Raw genomic sequence first — 15,298 nt, 5'->3', positions numbered from 1 at the left:
GGCGATCCTTCCTCGCAGTAGCTGCGCCAACGGGGATCTCCATGCGGAATCAGCGGTTTGTCGTTCTATTGGCCGCGCTGGCGGCGCTTACACTCGGTCCAGCAGGGGCGGCGCTTGCCGACGATTTGCAGACTGTCGGCGACCCGGGCGCGCTCGGCTTTTCGGCGCGGCGATTGGCGCGCATGACCTCCTGGTTCGAAGCGCAGAGCGAAAAAGGCGACCCTTCCGGTTTTGTCGTGGGGATCGCTCGGGGCGGCAAGCTCGCCTATTTGCAAGCTACCGGCTTCGAGGACCAGGACAAGAAAACGCCGATGCGGCCGGATTCGATCTTCCGCATCGGATCGATGTCCAAGCAAATCACCAGCGTCGCCACCATGATGCTGGTCGATGAAGGCAAGCTCGACCTTGATGCTCCCGTGGCCCAGTATCTGCCGGAGCTCAGGGATATGCAGGTCGTCAAAAAGGATCCGGTCACCGGGGATCCGATCCTCTCGGATGTTGCGCGGAATATTTTTGAACCGGCGAAGCGTGCGATGACGATCCGGGACCTGCTGCGCAATACGTCCGGCCTCGTTTATGCTTCGCCGGACTACGCCGATCCCGGATTTGAGAATGCCGCGATTCACGTACTGTACGGCGCCAGGGCGCCGTTCCGGCGCGACAAGCCTATCGCGGACTTCGTCGCGAGCCTCGGCGCCCTGCCGCTTCTGCACCAGCCGGGCGAAGTCTGGGAATATGCCATCGGCTACGACGTGCTCGGCCGCGTCATTGAAGTCGTGTCGGGACAGCCCTTCGATCAGTTTCTGCAAAGCCGCCTCTTCGCGCCGCTGCATATGGTCGATAGCGGCTTCTCGGTACCGCAGGACAAGCTTGCCCGTCTCGTCGCCGTGCCGGGGCCGCAGCCCCAACCCCCTTTCGCGAATGGCGACGTCGGCAAGCCGCAGACGTTCTTCTCGGGCGGCGGAGGCATCGTCTCCACGGTTCCTGATTTTCTGCGCTTCTGCCAGATGCTGCTCAACGGCGGCGAGCTTGACGGCGTGCGTATCTTGAAGCCCGAAACGGTCCGGCTGATGACGACGAATTCGCTGCCGCCCAAAATGCACATTGCGGGGCATGAAGTCGGTCCGGCCTTCGGTACGGGCTGGGGGCTCGGTTTCGCAGTCCGCACCAGCCCCGATTTCAGCTACATTCCGGGCGCAGTCGGAAGCTTCAACTGGCAGGGAAGCTGGGGCACATTTTTCTCGGTTGATCCGGTGCAGAAGCTGATTTTGGTGATGATGATGCAGCGGAGCGAGCACAGCGAGAACGGTTTCTACTTCAATGCCATCCGGCGTCTACCCTATGCGGCGCTGAATGTGCCTGAAGCGCCGGCGCCGGTTGCCTCCGGGCAAGGAAATGCCGGCGCGCTCGCCGAATATGTCGGACGTTACGCTTTCGGCGGGTCTGCAAGTTCGCTGGACAGACAGACCTCGATCGCCGACGGCAACGGCTGGACCGGTCTTGAGTCCGTTATCGCGGGCACCGATGGCCTCAGGGTGATCAAATTGGCCGATACCGGCCCTGCCGCGAAAGCAGGCGTCATGGCGGGAGATCTCATCACAGCGATCGACGACAAGTCGATCAAGGGCCTGACCTTGGAGGCGGCCTTTCGTCGGATTTCAGGTCCGGTCAACGCCGCGATCAAGTTCAAGATCATCCGCGCGACGCAGAGAGGTCCGCTCGTTGTTGCCTTTGCCCGGGAGGCGGTTCCCGCGCAGAGTGTCGCGCTTCAAGTCAGTGTCGTAGACGGCAAGCTCGTCGTCGAGGCGACAGGCGGTTGGTCAATCCTCGATTTCGACAAGGGCCGGCCGACGCCCGTGGCGGTTCGCTCGAAGGATGAATTCCAAGTCGAGAGTGGCGATCGCACGCGGATTGCCTTCGTCAGAGACACAGCCGGCAAAGTCAACGGCGCGGTTCTCAATCCGGGACCATGGGAGCAACGCGGCGCGCTCGCCCAATAGGGCACACTGACAGCTGATGAAATTGGCGGGAGCTGCGTTGCTCGAACATCAGATGTCCGGCGGCCCGAGATGGTGGCGGTCTCGACTTCCGCTCAGGGTCATCAGCCGCCGATAACTGCCGAACCGGGCAACTTCCGCTTTATGACTGGAAGCCGACGGTTATGAGTACACGCCCTAGGCCGTCGCGAGCGGCCTGACCCGCAAGGCGCCGCGCAGGCCGGCGCCGGTGCCGAGCATGATGCCGGCGATCGCGATGAAGGACGACAGCGACAGCGTCGACAAGCCAGTGAGCCCCTGCCCCACCGAGCAGCCGAACGCCATCACGCCGCCCGCGCCCATCAGCGCGGCACCGCTTGCCGAGCGCAGCATGTGCTGCGGCGACCGATAGCCTTCGAACTGGAAGCGCCCGGTGGTAACAGCGGTGACCAGGCTGCCGGCGAACACGCCGAACACTGTGACGATGCCGAAATTGAGCGTCGAGCCGGTCGACAGCATCACATATTGCAGCGCGTCGGCGATCGGCGCGATGAAGGTGAGCGAGGTCACCGGCACCGGATTGAAATCATCGGCGCCGAGATAGCCGGTCGCGTACCAGCCGCCCGCCACCAGCAGGCCGACGATCAGGCCGGCCGCGATCTGGCCCGGCGACTTGCGGAACGGCGCATGGGCAAAGGCGAAGATGATCAGGACCGCCGCGAGCACCGAGGCGGCGACCATCCGCGCCGGCACCGCGCCGAGGCCGAGGCTAGCCAGCAGCGCCGGCACCGAATTGGCTGATACTGTGGCCTGCGAGGCCTGCACCATCGCGATCCGCATGGGCGCGATCAGGCCCTTCAGCGTCATCTCGGCAAAGATGCCGAGCACGATCACGACCACAAAGGAGCGCAGATTGCCGCGCCCGAGCAGCACCAGCGCGCGCGAGCCGCAGCCATTCGACAGCACCATGCCGTAGCCGAACAACAGCCCGCCGAGGAACATCACAGGCGCCGAGAAGGACGGTTGCAGATAAATTGACTTGCCGAGATCGACGAGGCCGGCCGCCGCCAGCAGCTGCGACGCCGCGATCGCAACCCCCATCGCCAGCGCGTAGGTGCGCACCAGCCGGCCGTCACCGTCAGCCCACCAGCCGCGCAGGCCGCTCATCATGCAGAAGCCGCTGACGAGCCCGACCGAGCCATAGATCAGGCCGATGATCAGGGCGGCGAGGATGACGATGGTGGCGGTGTCCATAACAATCCTTCAATTGCCTTCGTTATTGCGAGCGAAGCGAAGCAATCCATACTATCACACGACAGAGAATGGATTGCTTCGTCGCTTTGCTCCTCGCAATGACGGTAGGTCATGGTCGCAAAATCACGCGGTCGCGCGACGAGCCTGCCACGGCAACAAACGCCGCCTTGGCCTGTGCCAGCGGATAGATCGCGCTTGGCCTGATCGGAAACGGCTTCAGATGTCCGCTGGCAAAGCCCGGCGCGAGCTCGCGCAACACCTCGCCGGTCGCAACCGACGACAGCGCAAGCGTGTCGATGCCGACATAGGTGTGCTGGCCGCGATAGAATTCGAGGATGTTGAACTGCACGATGCGATCGACCGCCGCGATCAGGATCTGCCGGCCGCGCAGCGCCAGCGACTTGTGCGCGGCCTGAAAATACGGATCGCCGACCGTGTTGTAGACGATGTCGGCGCCCTTGCCGCCGGTCAGTTCGCGCACCCGCGCGGCGACATCGGTGGCGGAGGCGTCGATCACCTCGACCGGCGAATTGCTGTGGCCCTCATAGGGCTCGCTCTTGCGCACCACGCCGATCGCGCGCGCGCCGTGCCAGCTCGCGATCTGAACGGCGGCCTGACCGACCTTGCCGTTGACGCCCATCACCAGCACGATCTCGCCCGCCTTCGGCACGCCGGCGCGACGCAGGCCTTCCATCGCGGTGACGAACGGCACGCCGATCCCGGCGGCCTCATCCCAGGAGATGCCGGCGGGCTTTTCCACCACGGCATCGGCCTCGACCACCAGATGGGTGGCGTGGGTGCCGTCGCGGCGGATGCCGAGGTCGCCGGATGAGCCGAACACCTCGCGTCCGACCAAGCCCGACGGACCGTCGATCACGACGCCGGCGTAGTCGCGGCCCGAGGTGCGCGGGAAGACGGCATAGGGCATCAGCCCGGTCGCGGCCTTGACGTCGGACGGATTGACCGCAGCGGCCTTCACCTCGATCAGGACGTCGTTATCCCCGCGCGAAAGTGCATGGGCCTCGACAACGGGCGCGACCGCCGCCGCATCCTCCGCCTTCGTCAGCAGGCGGACGCAATGGGCATCGACGGGACGACGATTTGCTGGCGGGGCCGGCGGCATGGGCAGTCCAGTCTTGGTCATGAAGCGCGCCGCAAGGCGCGCGGATCGTGGCCGCCGGGCGGCCTCATGCCATGACTAATCGACTGACCGATCAATTCAAGGGGCTTGTTATTCAGAGCTTCGGCGGTGGGGCCGTGCCCAGGATCGCCTCGATCGACAGGCCGAGCCCGAGCAATTTGGCATCGCTGCCGACCGGACCGTCGAGCTCGAGCCCAACCGGCAGGCCATCAGGCGTCATGCCGGCATAGAGCGACAGCCCGGGAAGGCCGGCATTGCTGCCGGGATCGGTGTTGCGGATCATGGTGCCGAAGGTCGGCACCGGCTCACCGCCATTGACCGACATCTCGCCGGACCCGGTCTTCTCGTCGATGACAGGCGCAGGCGCAATCGTGGTCGGAAACAGGATGGCGTCCAGTTTGTTGTCCCTGAGATAGGCGGCATAGATCGCCTGCAGCGCCGGCCGCTGCACCTTGATCGCATCGTCATAGGCGGCACCGAAGGCGTCCGCGGTGATGGCGCCGAACGCGCCGACGACGTCGGGACTGGCGACGCCGGCCGCGATGTCGGTCAGCGTGATCCCCTCGATCCCGGAGGCGGCGAGCCAGGCCGGGATATCCGCAATCGGTTCATGCAGCGCGACCACGAACGACACCTTGTCGTTCTGCTCGAACAGCTCAGGCATATCGACGTCGACCAGCACCAAGCCGGCCGCCGTGAGCCGTGTGCAGGCCGCCCGAGCAACGGCCTCGACGTCGCGATCGAGACCGCTCCAGAAGCAGGCGGGAATGCCGAGACGCACGCCGCGTAGCGGAATGGCTGTGGCCTGTGGCGCGCCGGTGATGACGGCATCGAGCAGCGCGACATCGGCGACCGTGCGTCCCATTGGGCCGACGGTGTCGCGGGTATGGCTGATCGGAACGACCTGGTTGTCGTCGTGATAGCGCCGCTCGGCGCCGCCATTGCCGACCGAAGGCCGCAAGCCCACGGTCCCGGTCAGCGCTGCGGGGACGCGGGTCGAGCCGCCGGTGTCCGAGCCGAGGCCGCAGGTGGCGATCCGTGCGGCGATCGCCGCCGACGTTCCGCCAGACGAGCCGCCCGGGATCCGGTTCGTGTCGTATGGATTCCGCACTGGTCCCGCGAACGGCGCGAGATTGGTGCTGGTGATGCCGAAGGCGAGCTCGTGCAAATTGGTCTTGCCGATGACGACAGCACCCGCGTCGAGCAGCTTTTGCAGCGAGGGCGCATTGCGCGCGGGCCGTGCGTGTTGCAGCGCCGGCGTGCCGCCGGATGTCGGCATGTCCGAGGTGTTGATGTTGTCCTTCACGACGATCGGAAGTCCGGCCAGCACGCCGGTGCGTTTCCCGGCGTCGACCTCGCGCGCCGCCGCCAGCGCGCCGTCGCGGTTCAGCACGATGAAGGCGTTGAGGTGCTTGAGCCGCTCGGCGCGATCGAGTGCCGCCTCGACGACGCTGACCGCCGTCACCTTCCCATCGCGGATATCAGCCACGATCTGCGCAGCGGTTGTTTCGTTCGTATCGGCCATGGAAACCCCGCCCCTCTTGCATTGCGGGCGAGAGGCTATTCTTTCGGCCGCTTGTCGTAAACACGTTTCGCCTTGCCGAGCGAACGCTCCAGCGTCTCGGGCGCCACGATGCGAACGCGGGTGGAGATGCCGATCGTGTTCTTGATGAAGGCCGAGACCTTCTCGGCGTGCGCGGTCAACCCCTCGCCGTCCCAGCTCTCGGGCCGGGCTTCGGCCAGCACCGTCATCTCGTCCATCCGACCCTCGCGGGTCAGTTCGATAACAAAGTGGCCGCCGCACCAGTCGGTCGCCAGCAGCGCTTCCTCGATCTGGGTCGGGAACACGTTCACGCCGCGCAGGATGATCATGTCGTCGGAGCGGCCGGTCACCTTCTCCATCCGCCGCATGCCGGGCCGCGCCGTGCCAGGCAACAGCCGCGTCAGGTCGCGGGTGCGGTAGCGGATGATCGGAAAGCCTTCCTTGGTCAGCGAGGTGAACACCAGTTCGCCCTTCTCACCGTCGGGCAGCACCTTGCCGGTCAGGGGATCGATCACCTCGGGATAGAAGTGATCCTCCCAGATATGCAGCCCGTCCTTGGTCTCCACGCATTCCTGCGCGACGCCGGGGCCGATCACTTCCGAGAGGCCGTAGATGTCTGTCGCATCCATGTCGAAGGCCTGTTCGATCTCGACCCGCATCGCATTGGTCCAGGGCTCGGCGCCGAAGATGCCGAACTTCAGCGACGATTTGCGCGGATCGAGGCCCTGCCGCTTGAATTCATCGAGGATCGCCAGCATGTAGCTCGGCGTCACCGTGATGACGTCGGGCCGGAAGTCGTTGATGAGCTGCACCTGCCGCTCGGTCATGCCGCCGGAGATCGGGATCACCGTGCAGCCGAGCCGCTCGGCGCCATAATGCGCGCCGAGACCGCCGGTGAACAGCCCGTAGCCATAGGCATTGTGCATCAGCATGCCGGTGCGGCCGCCGGCGGCACGGATCGAGCGCGCCATCACATCCGCCCAGGTATCGATGTCGGCCCTGGTGTAGCCGACCACGATCGGCTTGCCGGTCGTGCCCGAGGAAGCATGGACACGCACCAGCTGCTCGCGCGGCACCGCGAACATGTTGAAGGGATAGTTGTCGCGCAGATCGGTCTTCACCGTGAACGGAAATTTTCCGAGATCGGAAAGCTGCTTGAAATCTGTGGGGTGCACGCCCGCCGCGTCGAAGCTCTTCTTGTAGTGCGCGACATTGTCATAGGCGTGCTTGAGCGACCAGGCGAGCCGCCTGGTCTGCAGCGCCATGATCTCGTCGCGCGAGGCGCGTTCGGCCGCATCGAGCTCGGCGCGATAGCCGCTATCCTTGAGTCTTGCCGTTGCCATCGACGTTTCCCCTGAAGCCTTATGCCTTGATGTCCGTGTCCGGCAGCCAGGTGCCGGGTATCACGCGCGAATGTCCGCGGAATTCGGCGATCACGCCGTCGCCGGCGGTGACACGCACGTCGTAGATTCCCGAACGGCCGCTGCGCGAGATCTCGCGCGCGGTCGCGACCAGACGGTCGCCGAGCTTGCCCGGCCGGATGAACGTGACGTTGCCCTGCGCCGCCACCGCGCGATCGTTGCGGCTGTTGCAGGCAAAGGCGAACGCTGAATCGGCGAGCGTGAAGATGTAGCCGCCATGGCAGATGCGCTGGCCGTTGACCATGTGCGCCTGCACCGTCATCGCCATCGTAGCCTGCCCCGGCTTGATCTCGACCAGCTCCATGCCGAGACCCTTGCTGGCGTCGTCTTCCTTCCACATCGCATCCGCGCAGGCGCGGGCGATGTCCTCGGGCGATAGCGTGGCCTTCACGTTCACATCGAACTCCCTGTGCGCGGGCCCGTTTGCAGCGGGCCTCTTGGTGTCAGTGTTGGGCGCGACGCGCGAGGCGTCAACGCCGCTTTCGTCATTCCGGGATGCGCCGTAAGGCGCAGGCCCGGAATCCATACTCACGATCGTGGTTATGGATTCCGGGCTCATCGCTGCGCGATGCCCCGGAATGACGATCAAACATGATCATAATCGACCACGACTTTGCCGGAGCACGGCTTGGCCTGGCAGGTGAGGATGAACCCCGCCTTCAGCTCCCACGGCTCCAGCGAATAGTTCAGATCCATCGGCGCCTCGCCTTCGACCAGCTTGGCGCGGCAGGTCGAGCACATGCCGCCCTTGCAGGCGAACGGCAGATCCATGCCGGCGCGCAGCGCGGCGTCGAGGATCGACTCGCCGTCGGCCACCGGGACCTCGCGGCGCTTGCCGTCGATGATCAGTCCGGCGATCGCCTTCGGCGGCGCGCCGGCCGGAACGATGACTTTGGCCCGTGGCTTGCCGCCGAATTCGGACACGAAGCGTTCGACATGGATGCGCTCGTCGGCGATGCCGATCTCGCGGCAGGTCGCCTCGATCGTTTCGCTCATGGCGGCCGGGCCGCAGACGAAGACGTGATCGACGGTCGCAGCCGGCACCAGCGAACGCAGCAGCACCCGCACCTTCTCGCCGTCGAGCCGGCCGTGCAGGATCGGGATGTCCTGCTCCTCGCCCGAGATGACGTGGAACACCGACAGCCGCTGCATGAAGCGGTCCTTCAGCTCCTCCAGCGCCTCGCGGAACATGACGCCTTCGGTCGAGCGGTTGCCGTAGAACAGGAAGAATCGGCTCTCCGGCTCGCGTGCCAGCACGCCCTTGACGATCGAGAGGATCGGCGTGATGCCGCTGCCGGCGGCGAAGCCGACATAGGTTCGCGCCTCGGCGGGCGCATGCGCAACGCCGAAGCGGCCGGTCGGCGTCATGACGTCGAGCTCGTCACCGGTCTTCAGCTCGTCGGCGGCCCAGTTCGAGAACGCGCCCCCGTCGACCTTCTTCACCGCGATGCGCAGCTCGCCATCGTCAGGGCCGGAGCAGATCGAGTAGGAACGGCGGACTTCCTCGCCGTCCATCGTGGTGCGCAAGGTCAGATACTGGCCCGGCGTGAAGCGGTAGTCGCCTTGCAGATCGTCGGGGACCGCAAAGGTCATCGAGATCGCGTCCGACGCCTCGCGGCGCAGATCGCTGACGGACAGACGGTGGAATCGCGGTGTCGACATGGTCAATGACACTTGAAGTAGTCGAAGGGTTCACGGCAGCTCTTGCAACGCCACAGCGCCTTGCAGGAGGTCGAGCCGAATTCGGACAGCAGTTCGGTATCGCCCGAGCCGCATTGCGGGCACGCGACCTGTTGCACGCCGAACAGCGCGCGGCGCGAGGAGCCCGTCAGCGGCGGCGCAATGCCGTACTCCTTCAGCTTGCGGCGGCCGTCCTCGCTCATCCAGTCAGTGGTCCAGGCCGGCGACAGCACGGTGCGGACCTTCGGCCCATGAATGCCTTCGCGCTCCAGCGCGAGCTCGATCTCGAGCGCGATCATGTTCATCGCCGGACAGCCGGAATAGGTCGGCGTGATCGCGACCTCGACATGACCGTCGTGGACCGCGACATCGCGCAGCACGCCGAGATCGGCGATGGTCAGAACAGGGATTTCGGGATCGACCACCTGCGCAGCTGCGCTCCAGGCGCGCCGGCGCAGATCGGCATCGCTGAGTGCAACCGTCACCATGTTGCCCCCGGGAAGGTTCGCTGCAGCGACTGCAATTCGCTGAGGAGATGACCGAGATGCTCGCTATGGCTGCCGGTGCGACCGCCCTGCTGCATCCAATCGCTCTTCGGCAACGCCAGCGTCGCCTCGTTGACGATGCCGGTGATGGTCTTCAGCCAGCGCGGCTTGAGCGTCGCAGGATCGATTGCGATGCCGGCATCGATCAGGCTGCGCTCGCCGTCGTCGACCGTAAACATCTCGCCGGTATAGGCCCAGAGATCGTCGATCGCATCCTGCGCGCGGCGATGGCTCTCCTCAGTGCCGTCGCCGAGGCGAACGATCCATTCCGACGAATGCCTGACATGATAGGCGCTCTCCTTCTCCGACTTCGCCGCGATCGCAGCAAACGTGGTATCGGACGAGGCCATCATCGCGCGCCAGTAGAGATCGGCGAATGCCGCGTAGAAGAATTGCCGCACCATGGTGCGCGCGAAATCGCCGTTCGGCTGCTCGACCAGCAGCAGGTTGCGGTACTGTCTGACGTCGCGCAGATAGGCGAACTTGTCCTCGTCGTTGTTCTTGCCCTCGACCTTGGCCGCGTAGCTGTAGAGCTCGCGGGCCTGGCCGAGCAGGTCGAGCCCCATGTTGGCGAGCGCCATGTCCTCTTCCATCGCGGGCGCATGGCCGCACCATTCGGACAGCCGATGGCCGAGGATCAGTGCATCGTCGGCACGGCGCAGCGCATAGAGCACCAGCGGCGTTTCGGAAACTTCGATGTTGGCGGTTGCCATGTTCTCTATTCCACCTGCATCCATTTGCTCGACGTCATCCTGAGGAGCCTGCGCAGCAGGCGTCTCGAAGGATGGCCGCGGTTACGATCGGGGCGTCATGGTTCGAGACGGCGCTGCGCGCCTCCTCACCATGACGGGTGAAATTCACATATGCCCGACTTCGTCGGGGACGTCGTAGAAGGTCGGGTGGCGGTAGATCTTGGTTTCCGCCGGCTCGAACATCATGCCCTTCTCGGCCGGATCGGACGCGGTGATCGCATTCGAGGGCACCACCCAGATCGACAGCCCCTCGCCGCGGCGGGTGTAGATGTCGCGCGCTGCCTGTAGCGCAAGCGTCGCGTCCGTCGCATGCAGCGAACCGACATGCTTGTGCGCAAGCCCATTGCGGCTGCGGATGAAGACTTCCCAGAGCGGAACGTTCGGCGTGGCCATCTCTAACGCTCCCTTATTCTGCGGCTTGCGCGCGCTGGCGGCTCTTGCGCTTCTCGGCATAGGCCATCGCGGCCTCGCGCACCCAAGCGCCTTCCTCATGCGCCTTGCGGCGCGCGGCGAGGCGATCCCGGTTGCAGGGGCCGTTGCCGGCCAGCACCTGCTTGAACTCGTCCCAGTCGATCGGGCTGTGTTCCCAATTGCCGTTCTCGTTCTGCTTCATGCCGGGATCGGGGATCGTGAGCCCGAGGAATTCGGCCTGCGGCACGGTGGCGTCGATGAATTTCTGGCGCAGCTCGTCGTTGGAGAAGCGCTTGATCTTCCACTTGGTCGAGGTGTCGCTGTGCTGGCTGACCTGGTCCGGCGGGCCGAACATCATCAGCACCGGCCACCACCAGCGATCGAGCGCGTTCTGCGCCATCGCCTTCTGCTCCGCGGTGCCGCGGCACAGCGTCACCATGATCTCGAAACCTTGGCGCTGATGGAACGACTCTTCCTTGCAGACGCGGATCATCGCGCGCGCATAGGGGCCGTAGGAGCAGCGGCACAGCGGGATCTGGTTCATGATCGCTGCGCCATCGACCAGCCAGCCGATGGTGCCGATGTCGGCCCAGGTCAGGGTCGGGTAATTGAAGATCGAGGAATATTTCGCCTTGCCCGAGAGCATGCCGTCGACCAGCTCCTCGCGCGAGGTGCCGAGCGTCTCGGCGGCGGCGTAGAGATAGAGACCGTGGCCGCATTCGTCCTGCACCTTGGCGAGCAGCGCGGCCTTGCGGCGCAGCGACGGCGCGCGGGTGATCCAGTTGCCCTCCGGCAGCATGCCGACGATTTCGGAATGGGCGTGCTGGGAAATCTGCCGGGTCAGCGTCTTGCGGTAGGCCGCCGGCATCCAGTCGTTCGGCTCGATGCGCTCGTCGGCATCGATGCGGGCCTGGAACTGATTGGCACGGGCGACATCCTCGACGCCGCGATCGTCGCCATCGGATGAATTGAGCGCCTGCGTATACATGGCCGACCTCCCAGTGTGTTGTTAGGCAGGAATATATAACACAAATTTCAAAACACAAGAAGTTTTTGTAATATATTCAGACGCCCTCGAAGCGCCGCGCCACGGCCCCGTTGGGCTTCGGCAGCGGCCCGTCCTCATTGGTTGCATGGTCGTCAAGCCATTGTTCCGACGGCGGAAGCAGCCCGCGATAGATCTCGCCGCAGAGTTTCCGCGCTGCCCTGCCCGGCCAATCCTTCGGCAGCAGCTGATACGGCAGCAGCGGATCGCGCAGCACGACCCGGCGGTAATGATGGATCAGCAGGATGCGCGCGGTGAAGGCGTCGGCATCGCTCAGCGTCTCGCCCCTGACGATCCAGCCGCGCAGCGGCTCGAACGTCTTCATGAACTTCAGATAGGCGTCCGCGGTGCGATCGAGCGGCCAGCTCTCACTGAGCAGCCGGCGTCCGCTGTCATCTTCGGCCGACACTTCGAGACGGATCGCGCGCGATGCTTCATCGGGGATCGGCGCGCCCGACGGCGCAACCCACACGCCCGGCAGCGGACTGCCGAAGCCGGCATTCTTCAACGCCTCGCGCGCGGCGTCGCGATCCTCGGCATTGCCGATCAGCAGCAGTTCGAAGCGGCCGGTCCAGTCCGACGGCGGTGGATCGTAGATGTGCCGGGTTGCGGTGTCGAAGGTCTGCCGGCCCTTGGCATTCAAGCTGTAGAAACTGTTGCGGCCGACCTTGCTGCGCTCGAGCCAGCCGTCGGCGGCAAGCCGCGACATCGCGGTGCGCACCACATTGCCGTCGATATCGAGCGACTTGAAGAATTCCAGCAGCGTGCCGAGCCACACCGAGCCGCCGCGCGGCACGATGGAATCGCCGAATACGGTGATGATGATCGAGCCGGTGCGTGACGGCTCGCGCTTCAGCTGATCGACAATGCGGGCAAGCGGCTGTGGCATGCCCAACGCATAGCGCGTTTTGTCGATTCACGACAATGCGAGTGCGGTCCCTCTGCTCCCTCGCCCCGCTCTTGCGGGGAGAGGGTTGGGGTGAGGGGCCGCCTCAGCAAATTGGATCGAGGTGAGTGCGTGGAGACTCCCCCTCACCCGGATCGCATCTGCGATGCGCTCCGGCCTCTCCCCGCAAGCGGGGCGAGGCAAGAAAGAAGCGTCAGCGATTAGGATCCGGATAGACCAGGCTGCGCCAGCCGCTACGATCGAACGGCGCCCACTCGCCGTCCTTCTGCGCGAGGCGATCGGCCACCGCGTAGACCACGGCCGGGTGATGGCCCATGCCGCAATGGCTGCTCTCGACCTCGATGCTGTCGGTCATCGACGAGGCCTGCTCGCGGCAACCTTGCCAGGCGCAGACGCCGTCGGTGCGGCTGAAGATCGCGGTGGTCGGCACGGGCGGCGCGCTGGCGAGCGAGCCGCCGAAGCGCGCATCCTCTTCGTCGGCACGGCGACCGCTGGCCATCTCGTAGACGCGCCAGGCGTTGGTCGCCTTCGGGCCAGCTGCAAACGGGCTGCCGAGGGTGATCACCTGGCGCACGCGCTCCGGCATCATCTTGGCGAGCTGGCGCGCGTAGAGGCCGCCGAGGCTCCAGCCGACCACCGAGACCTTGCGGCCGCTGGTCTCATTCATCTCCTGCAGCAGATCGACCATCCCGTCCTGCACGCCGGCGCGCAGCCCGAGGTTGCGGCCCTGGCGCCAACCGCTAACGGCGTAGCCCTTGCTCTTGAGGAAGTCGCGCAGCGGGCGCGTGGACATGTCGGAGGCAATCAGCCCGGGCAGCACCAGCACCGGATGCCCATCGCCGCGCGGCGCGAGGCTCAGCAGCGGCAATGCACCAAGAAAGGCACCGAGCTCGTGAATGGCGCGGCCTTCCAGGAACATTAGTGTCCTGGACGGCGGGCGTAGCGTCTGCGCAGCAACGGACATTTCAACTCCTCTTCGGCACGGCCCCTGACGTCTCGGCGGCCGGCAATGGAATCAACGGAAATGGGTCAACAGGATTGACGCAAACCCGGCGGAATCGTTCCGCGACGCAACAATCAACCTTGAAAAGCTAGGGAACCGATCACTTTGGTGCAAGCGGCCCAGGTCACACTTGCCACAACTTAAGTGACCTCCGTGCCCAATCGGTCACAGCAGCCGCAGCACATATTCCAGCGTGTAGAGTGCCAAACCCGCAAGCCCGCCGATCAACGAGCCGTTGAAGCGGATGTATTGCAGGTCCTTGCCTACATTGACCTCGATCAACGCGATCAATTGCTCCATGTCCCAGCTCTTCATCTGGTCGGCGATGAAGGTCGAGACACCGCTCTTCTGTTCGGCAACGACCGAGCGCAGGATCGCGACCAGGCCCTGGTTGATTTCAGCGCGCAGCTCGGCGTCGCCGTCGAGCGCGTCGCCGGCCTCGACGAACATCCGTGCCAGCTGATGCTGCAGCACCTGCGATTCACCCGAGGCGCTGCGCTCGATGAAATCCTTGACGTTGGCCCAGATCGTGCGCCCGAGATTGGCGAGCTCCGGCCGCGCCATCAGATCGCGCTTGAGACCGTCGATGCGATCGGCGAATGCCTTGTCGCTGCCGAGCCGATCGACGAACGACAGCAGCATGCGGTCGAACTCGCCGCGGAACGGATGCTGCGGATCGTTGCGCACCTCCTCGAAGAATTTCGTGGCGGAGGCGATGATCCGATTCACCACGAACTTGTCGGCGCGATAGAGCCTCAAGAGCGTCGGCATCTCCGCGCGGACCTTGTCGCGGATCACGGCCATGGTCTCCTGCTGCGTCAGCGTCTGGTGCAGCACGCGCAGCAGGTCGTCGAGCAGGCCGCCATGCTTGCCCTCCTGCACGAAGCCGCGCAGCGCGCCGGCCGCTAGCGGCGCGAGGTCGATCGAGAGCACCTGGGTCGTGACGCGGCGGCTGATGAACTGCATCAGGCCCGAGCTCTCGGTCGCCGCAAACGCTTCGGGCAGCATCCGCAGCACGAAGCGGGCGAGATCCTCCGAACGTTTGCGGTCGCGCAGCCAATCGGCGATGAAGCTGCCGAAATCGATCTCGCGCAGCTTGGCCTCGACCGGGCCGGATTCCAGAAAATTGTTCTCGATGAACTCGCCGAGCTTCTCGGCGATCCGTTCCTGGTTGCTCTGGATGATCGCAGTGTGCGGGATCGGCAGCCCCAGCGGCCGCTTGAACAGGGCAACGACGGCATACCAATCGGCGAGCCCGCCGATGGTCGCGGCCTCGGCAAATGCCGCGATGAAGCCGAAAGCGGGATGCACCGGGAGCAGCGCCTTCGCTGCGACGAAGATGACGAGGGTGGCCGCCAGCACGCCGGTCGCCAGCCACTTCACGCGCCGCAGCTCGGCGGCGCGTTCGGCATCGACGGGCATTGCGATGAGGGCGGCGGGAAGGGTCATGGGGATCGAAGTGGTTCTCGCATTGGCGGCAATGTAACCGTCATTGCGAGCGAAGCGAAGCAATCCATGCCACCGCACGTGGAGGCGTGGATTGCTTCGTCGCTACCGCTCCTCGCAATGACAGCAGGCGCAACGTCAACGATCTATGAGAAGCGTCGGCAAAAAAGAAGG

The 15,298-nt window shown here is 65.1% G+C and carries 14 protein-coding genes; 1 reads left to right on the top strand and 13 read right to left on the bottom strand.

Features of this window, described 5'->3' with window-relative positions:
- The first annotated feature begins 41 nt into the window (after positions 1-41).
- Positions 42-2,000 carry a serine hydrolase domain-containing protein gene (locus BraRD5C2_RS20265; RefSeq protein ID WP_223970707.1) on the top strand — a complete coding sequence of 653 codons (1,959 nt, stop codon included), beginning with the start codon at positions 42-44 and terminating at the stop codon, positions 1,998-2,000.
- Positions 2,001-2,174: 174 nt separating this feature from the next.
- On the opposite strand, the gene BraRD5C2_RS20260 is transcribed toward BraRD5C2_RS20265, so the two are convergent.
- The 13 genes from BraRD5C2_RS20260 to BraRD5C2_RS20200 all read right to left on the bottom strand — a co-directional run bounded on the left by BraRD5C2_RS20260 (position 2,175) and on the right by BraRD5C2_RS20200 (position 15,127).
- On the bottom strand, positions 2,175-3,230 hold the full coding sequence (locus tag BraRD5C2_RS20260) for a YeeE/YedE family protein (RefSeq protein WP_223970706.1): 1,056 nt from the start codon (positions 3,228-3,230) through the stop codon (positions 2,175-2,177).
- A gap of 109 nt (positions 3,231-3,339) precedes the next feature.
- Positions 3,340-4,374, bottom strand: a complete 1,035-nt coding sequence (locus tag BraRD5C2_RS20255) for a quinone oxidoreductase family protein (RefSeq protein ID WP_223970705.1) — start codon at positions 4,372-4,374, stop codon at positions 3,340-3,342.
- Between the two features lie 91 nt (positions 4,375-4,465).
- Entirely contained in the window at positions 4,466-5,896 is a 1,431-nt protein-coding gene (gene iaaH, locus BraRD5C2_RS20250; protein ID WP_223970704.1) for an indoleacetamide hydrolase, read from the bottom strand.
- Positions 5,897-5,931: 35 nt separating this feature from the next.
- Positions 5,932-7,257, bottom strand: a complete 1,326-nt coding sequence (paaK, locus tag BraRD5C2_RS20245; protein ID WP_223970703.1) for a phenylacetate--CoA ligase PaaK — start codon at positions 7,255-7,257, stop codon at positions 5,932-5,934.
- A gap of 19 nt (positions 7,258-7,276) precedes the next feature.
- Positions 7,277-7,732, bottom strand: coding sequence for a hydroxyphenylacetyl-CoA thioesterase PaaI (gene paaI / locus BraRD5C2_RS20240; protein WP_223970702.1), 456 nt, complete (start codon positions 7,730-7,732; stop codon positions 7,277-7,279).
- A 188-nt stretch (positions 7,733-7,920) separates the two neighbouring features.
- Positions 7,921-8,997, bottom strand: a complete 1,077-nt coding sequence (gene paaE / locus BraRD5C2_RS20235) for a 1,2-phenylacetyl-CoA epoxidase subunit PaaE (protein ID WP_223970700.1) — start codon at positions 8,995-8,997, stop codon at positions 7,921-7,923.
- A gap of 2 nt (positions 8,998-8,999) precedes the next feature.
- A complete protein-coding gene (paaD, locus tag BraRD5C2_RS20230) occupies positions 9,000-9,503 on the bottom strand; it encodes a 1,2-phenylacetyl-CoA epoxidase subunit PaaD (RefSeq protein WP_223970698.1) in 504 nt (167 codons plus the stop codon).
- Entirely contained in the window at positions 9,497-10,273 is a 777-nt protein-coding gene (gene paaC, locus BraRD5C2_RS20225) for a 1,2-phenylacetyl-CoA epoxidase subunit PaaC (RefSeq protein WP_223970696.1), read from the bottom strand. Before paaC ends, paaD begins: the two co-directional genes overlap by 7 nt.
- Before the next feature lie 144 nt (positions 10,274-10,417).
- Positions 10,418-10,705: a 1,2-phenylacetyl-CoA epoxidase subunit PaaB gene (paaB, locus tag BraRD5C2_RS20220; protein ID WP_223970694.1), complete on the bottom strand. Its 288-nt coding sequence runs from the start codon at positions 10,703-10,705 to the stop codon at positions 10,418-10,420.
- 13 nt (positions 10,706-10,718) lie between these two features.
- Positions 10,719-11,711: a 1,2-phenylacetyl-CoA epoxidase subunit PaaA gene (gene paaA, locus BraRD5C2_RS20215; protein WP_223970692.1), complete on the bottom strand. Its 993-nt coding sequence runs from the start codon at positions 11,709-11,711 to the stop codon at positions 10,719-10,721.
- Positions 11,712-11,787: 76 nt separating this feature from the next.
- Complete coding sequence (paaX, locus tag BraRD5C2_RS20210) at positions 11,788-12,657, bottom strand: phenylacetic acid degradation operon negative regulatory protein PaaX (RefSeq protein ID WP_223970690.1); 870 nt, start codon at positions 12,655-12,657, stop codon at positions 11,788-11,790.
- A 211-nt stretch (positions 12,658-12,868) separates the two neighbouring features.
- Positions 12,869-13,639, bottom strand: coding sequence for an esterase/lipase family protein (locus BraRD5C2_RS20205; RefSeq protein ID WP_223970688.1), 771 nt, complete (start codon positions 13,637-13,639; stop codon positions 12,869-12,871).
- Between the two features lie 204 nt (positions 13,640-13,843).
- Entirely contained in the window at positions 13,844-15,127 is a 1,284-nt protein-coding gene (locus BraRD5C2_RS20200; protein ID WP_223970686.1) for a DUF445 domain-containing protein, read from the bottom strand.
- Between the last annotated feature and the right edge of the window lie 171 nt (positions 15,128-15,298).

The organism is Bradyrhizobium sp. RD5-C2, from assembly GCF_019972155.1.
In the GTDB taxonomy this organism is placed as follows: Bacteria; Pseudomonadota; Alphaproteobacteria; order Rhizobiales; family Xanthobacteraceae; genus Bradyrhizobium.
This window is presented reverse-complemented; position numbering and strand designations above follow the sequence as displayed.

Coding starts and splice junctions, on each gene's coding strand:
- paaK (WP_223970703.1), bottom strand. CDS start 7,257: ATGGCAACGGCAAGACTCAAGGATAGCGGCTATCGCGCCGAGCTCGAT.
- BraRD5C2_RS20200 (WP_223970686.1), bottom strand. CDS start 15,127: ATGACCCTTCCCGCCGCCCTCATCGCAATGCCCGTCGATGCCGAACGC.
- BraRD5C2_RS20205 (WP_223970688.1), bottom strand. CDS start 13,639: ATGTCCGTTGCTGCGCAGACGCTACGCCCGCCGTCCAGGACACTAATG.
- paaA (WP_223970692.1), bottom strand. CDS start 11,711: ATGTATACGCAGGCGCTCAATTCATCCGATGGCGACGATCGCGGCGTC.
- BraRD5C2_RS20265 (WP_223970707.1), top strand. CDS start 42: ATGCGGAATCAGCGGTTTGTCGTTCTATTGGCCGCGCTGGCGGCGCTT.
- paaC (WP_223970696.1), bottom strand. CDS start 10,273: ATGGCAACCGCCAACATCGAAGTTTCCGAAACGCCGCTGGTGCTCTAT.
- BraRD5C2_RS20255 (WP_223970705.1), bottom strand. CDS start 4,374: ATGACCAAGACTGGACTGCCCATGCCGCCGGCCCCGCCAGCAAATCGT.
- paaD (WP_223970698.1), bottom strand. CDS start 9,503: ATGGTGACGGTTGCACTCAGCGATGCCGATCTGCGCCGGCGCGCCTGG.
- paaE (WP_223970700.1), bottom strand. CDS start 8,997: ATGTCGACACCGCGATTCCACCGTCTGTCCGTCAGCGATCTGCGCCGC.
- iaaH (WP_223970704.1), bottom strand. CDS start 5,896: ATGGCCGATACGAACGAAACAACCGCTGCGCAGATCGTGGCTGATATC.
- paaX (WP_223970690.1), bottom strand. CDS start 12,657: ATGCCACAGCCGCTTGCCCGCATTGTCGATCAGCTGAAGCGCGAGCCG.
- BraRD5C2_RS20260 (WP_223970706.1), bottom strand. CDS start 3,230: ATGGACACCGCCACCATCGTCATCCTCGCCGCCCTGATCATCGGCCTG.
- paaB (WP_223970694.1), bottom strand. CDS start 10,705: ATGGCCACGCCGAACGTTCCGCTCTGGGAAGTCTTCATCCGCAGCCGC.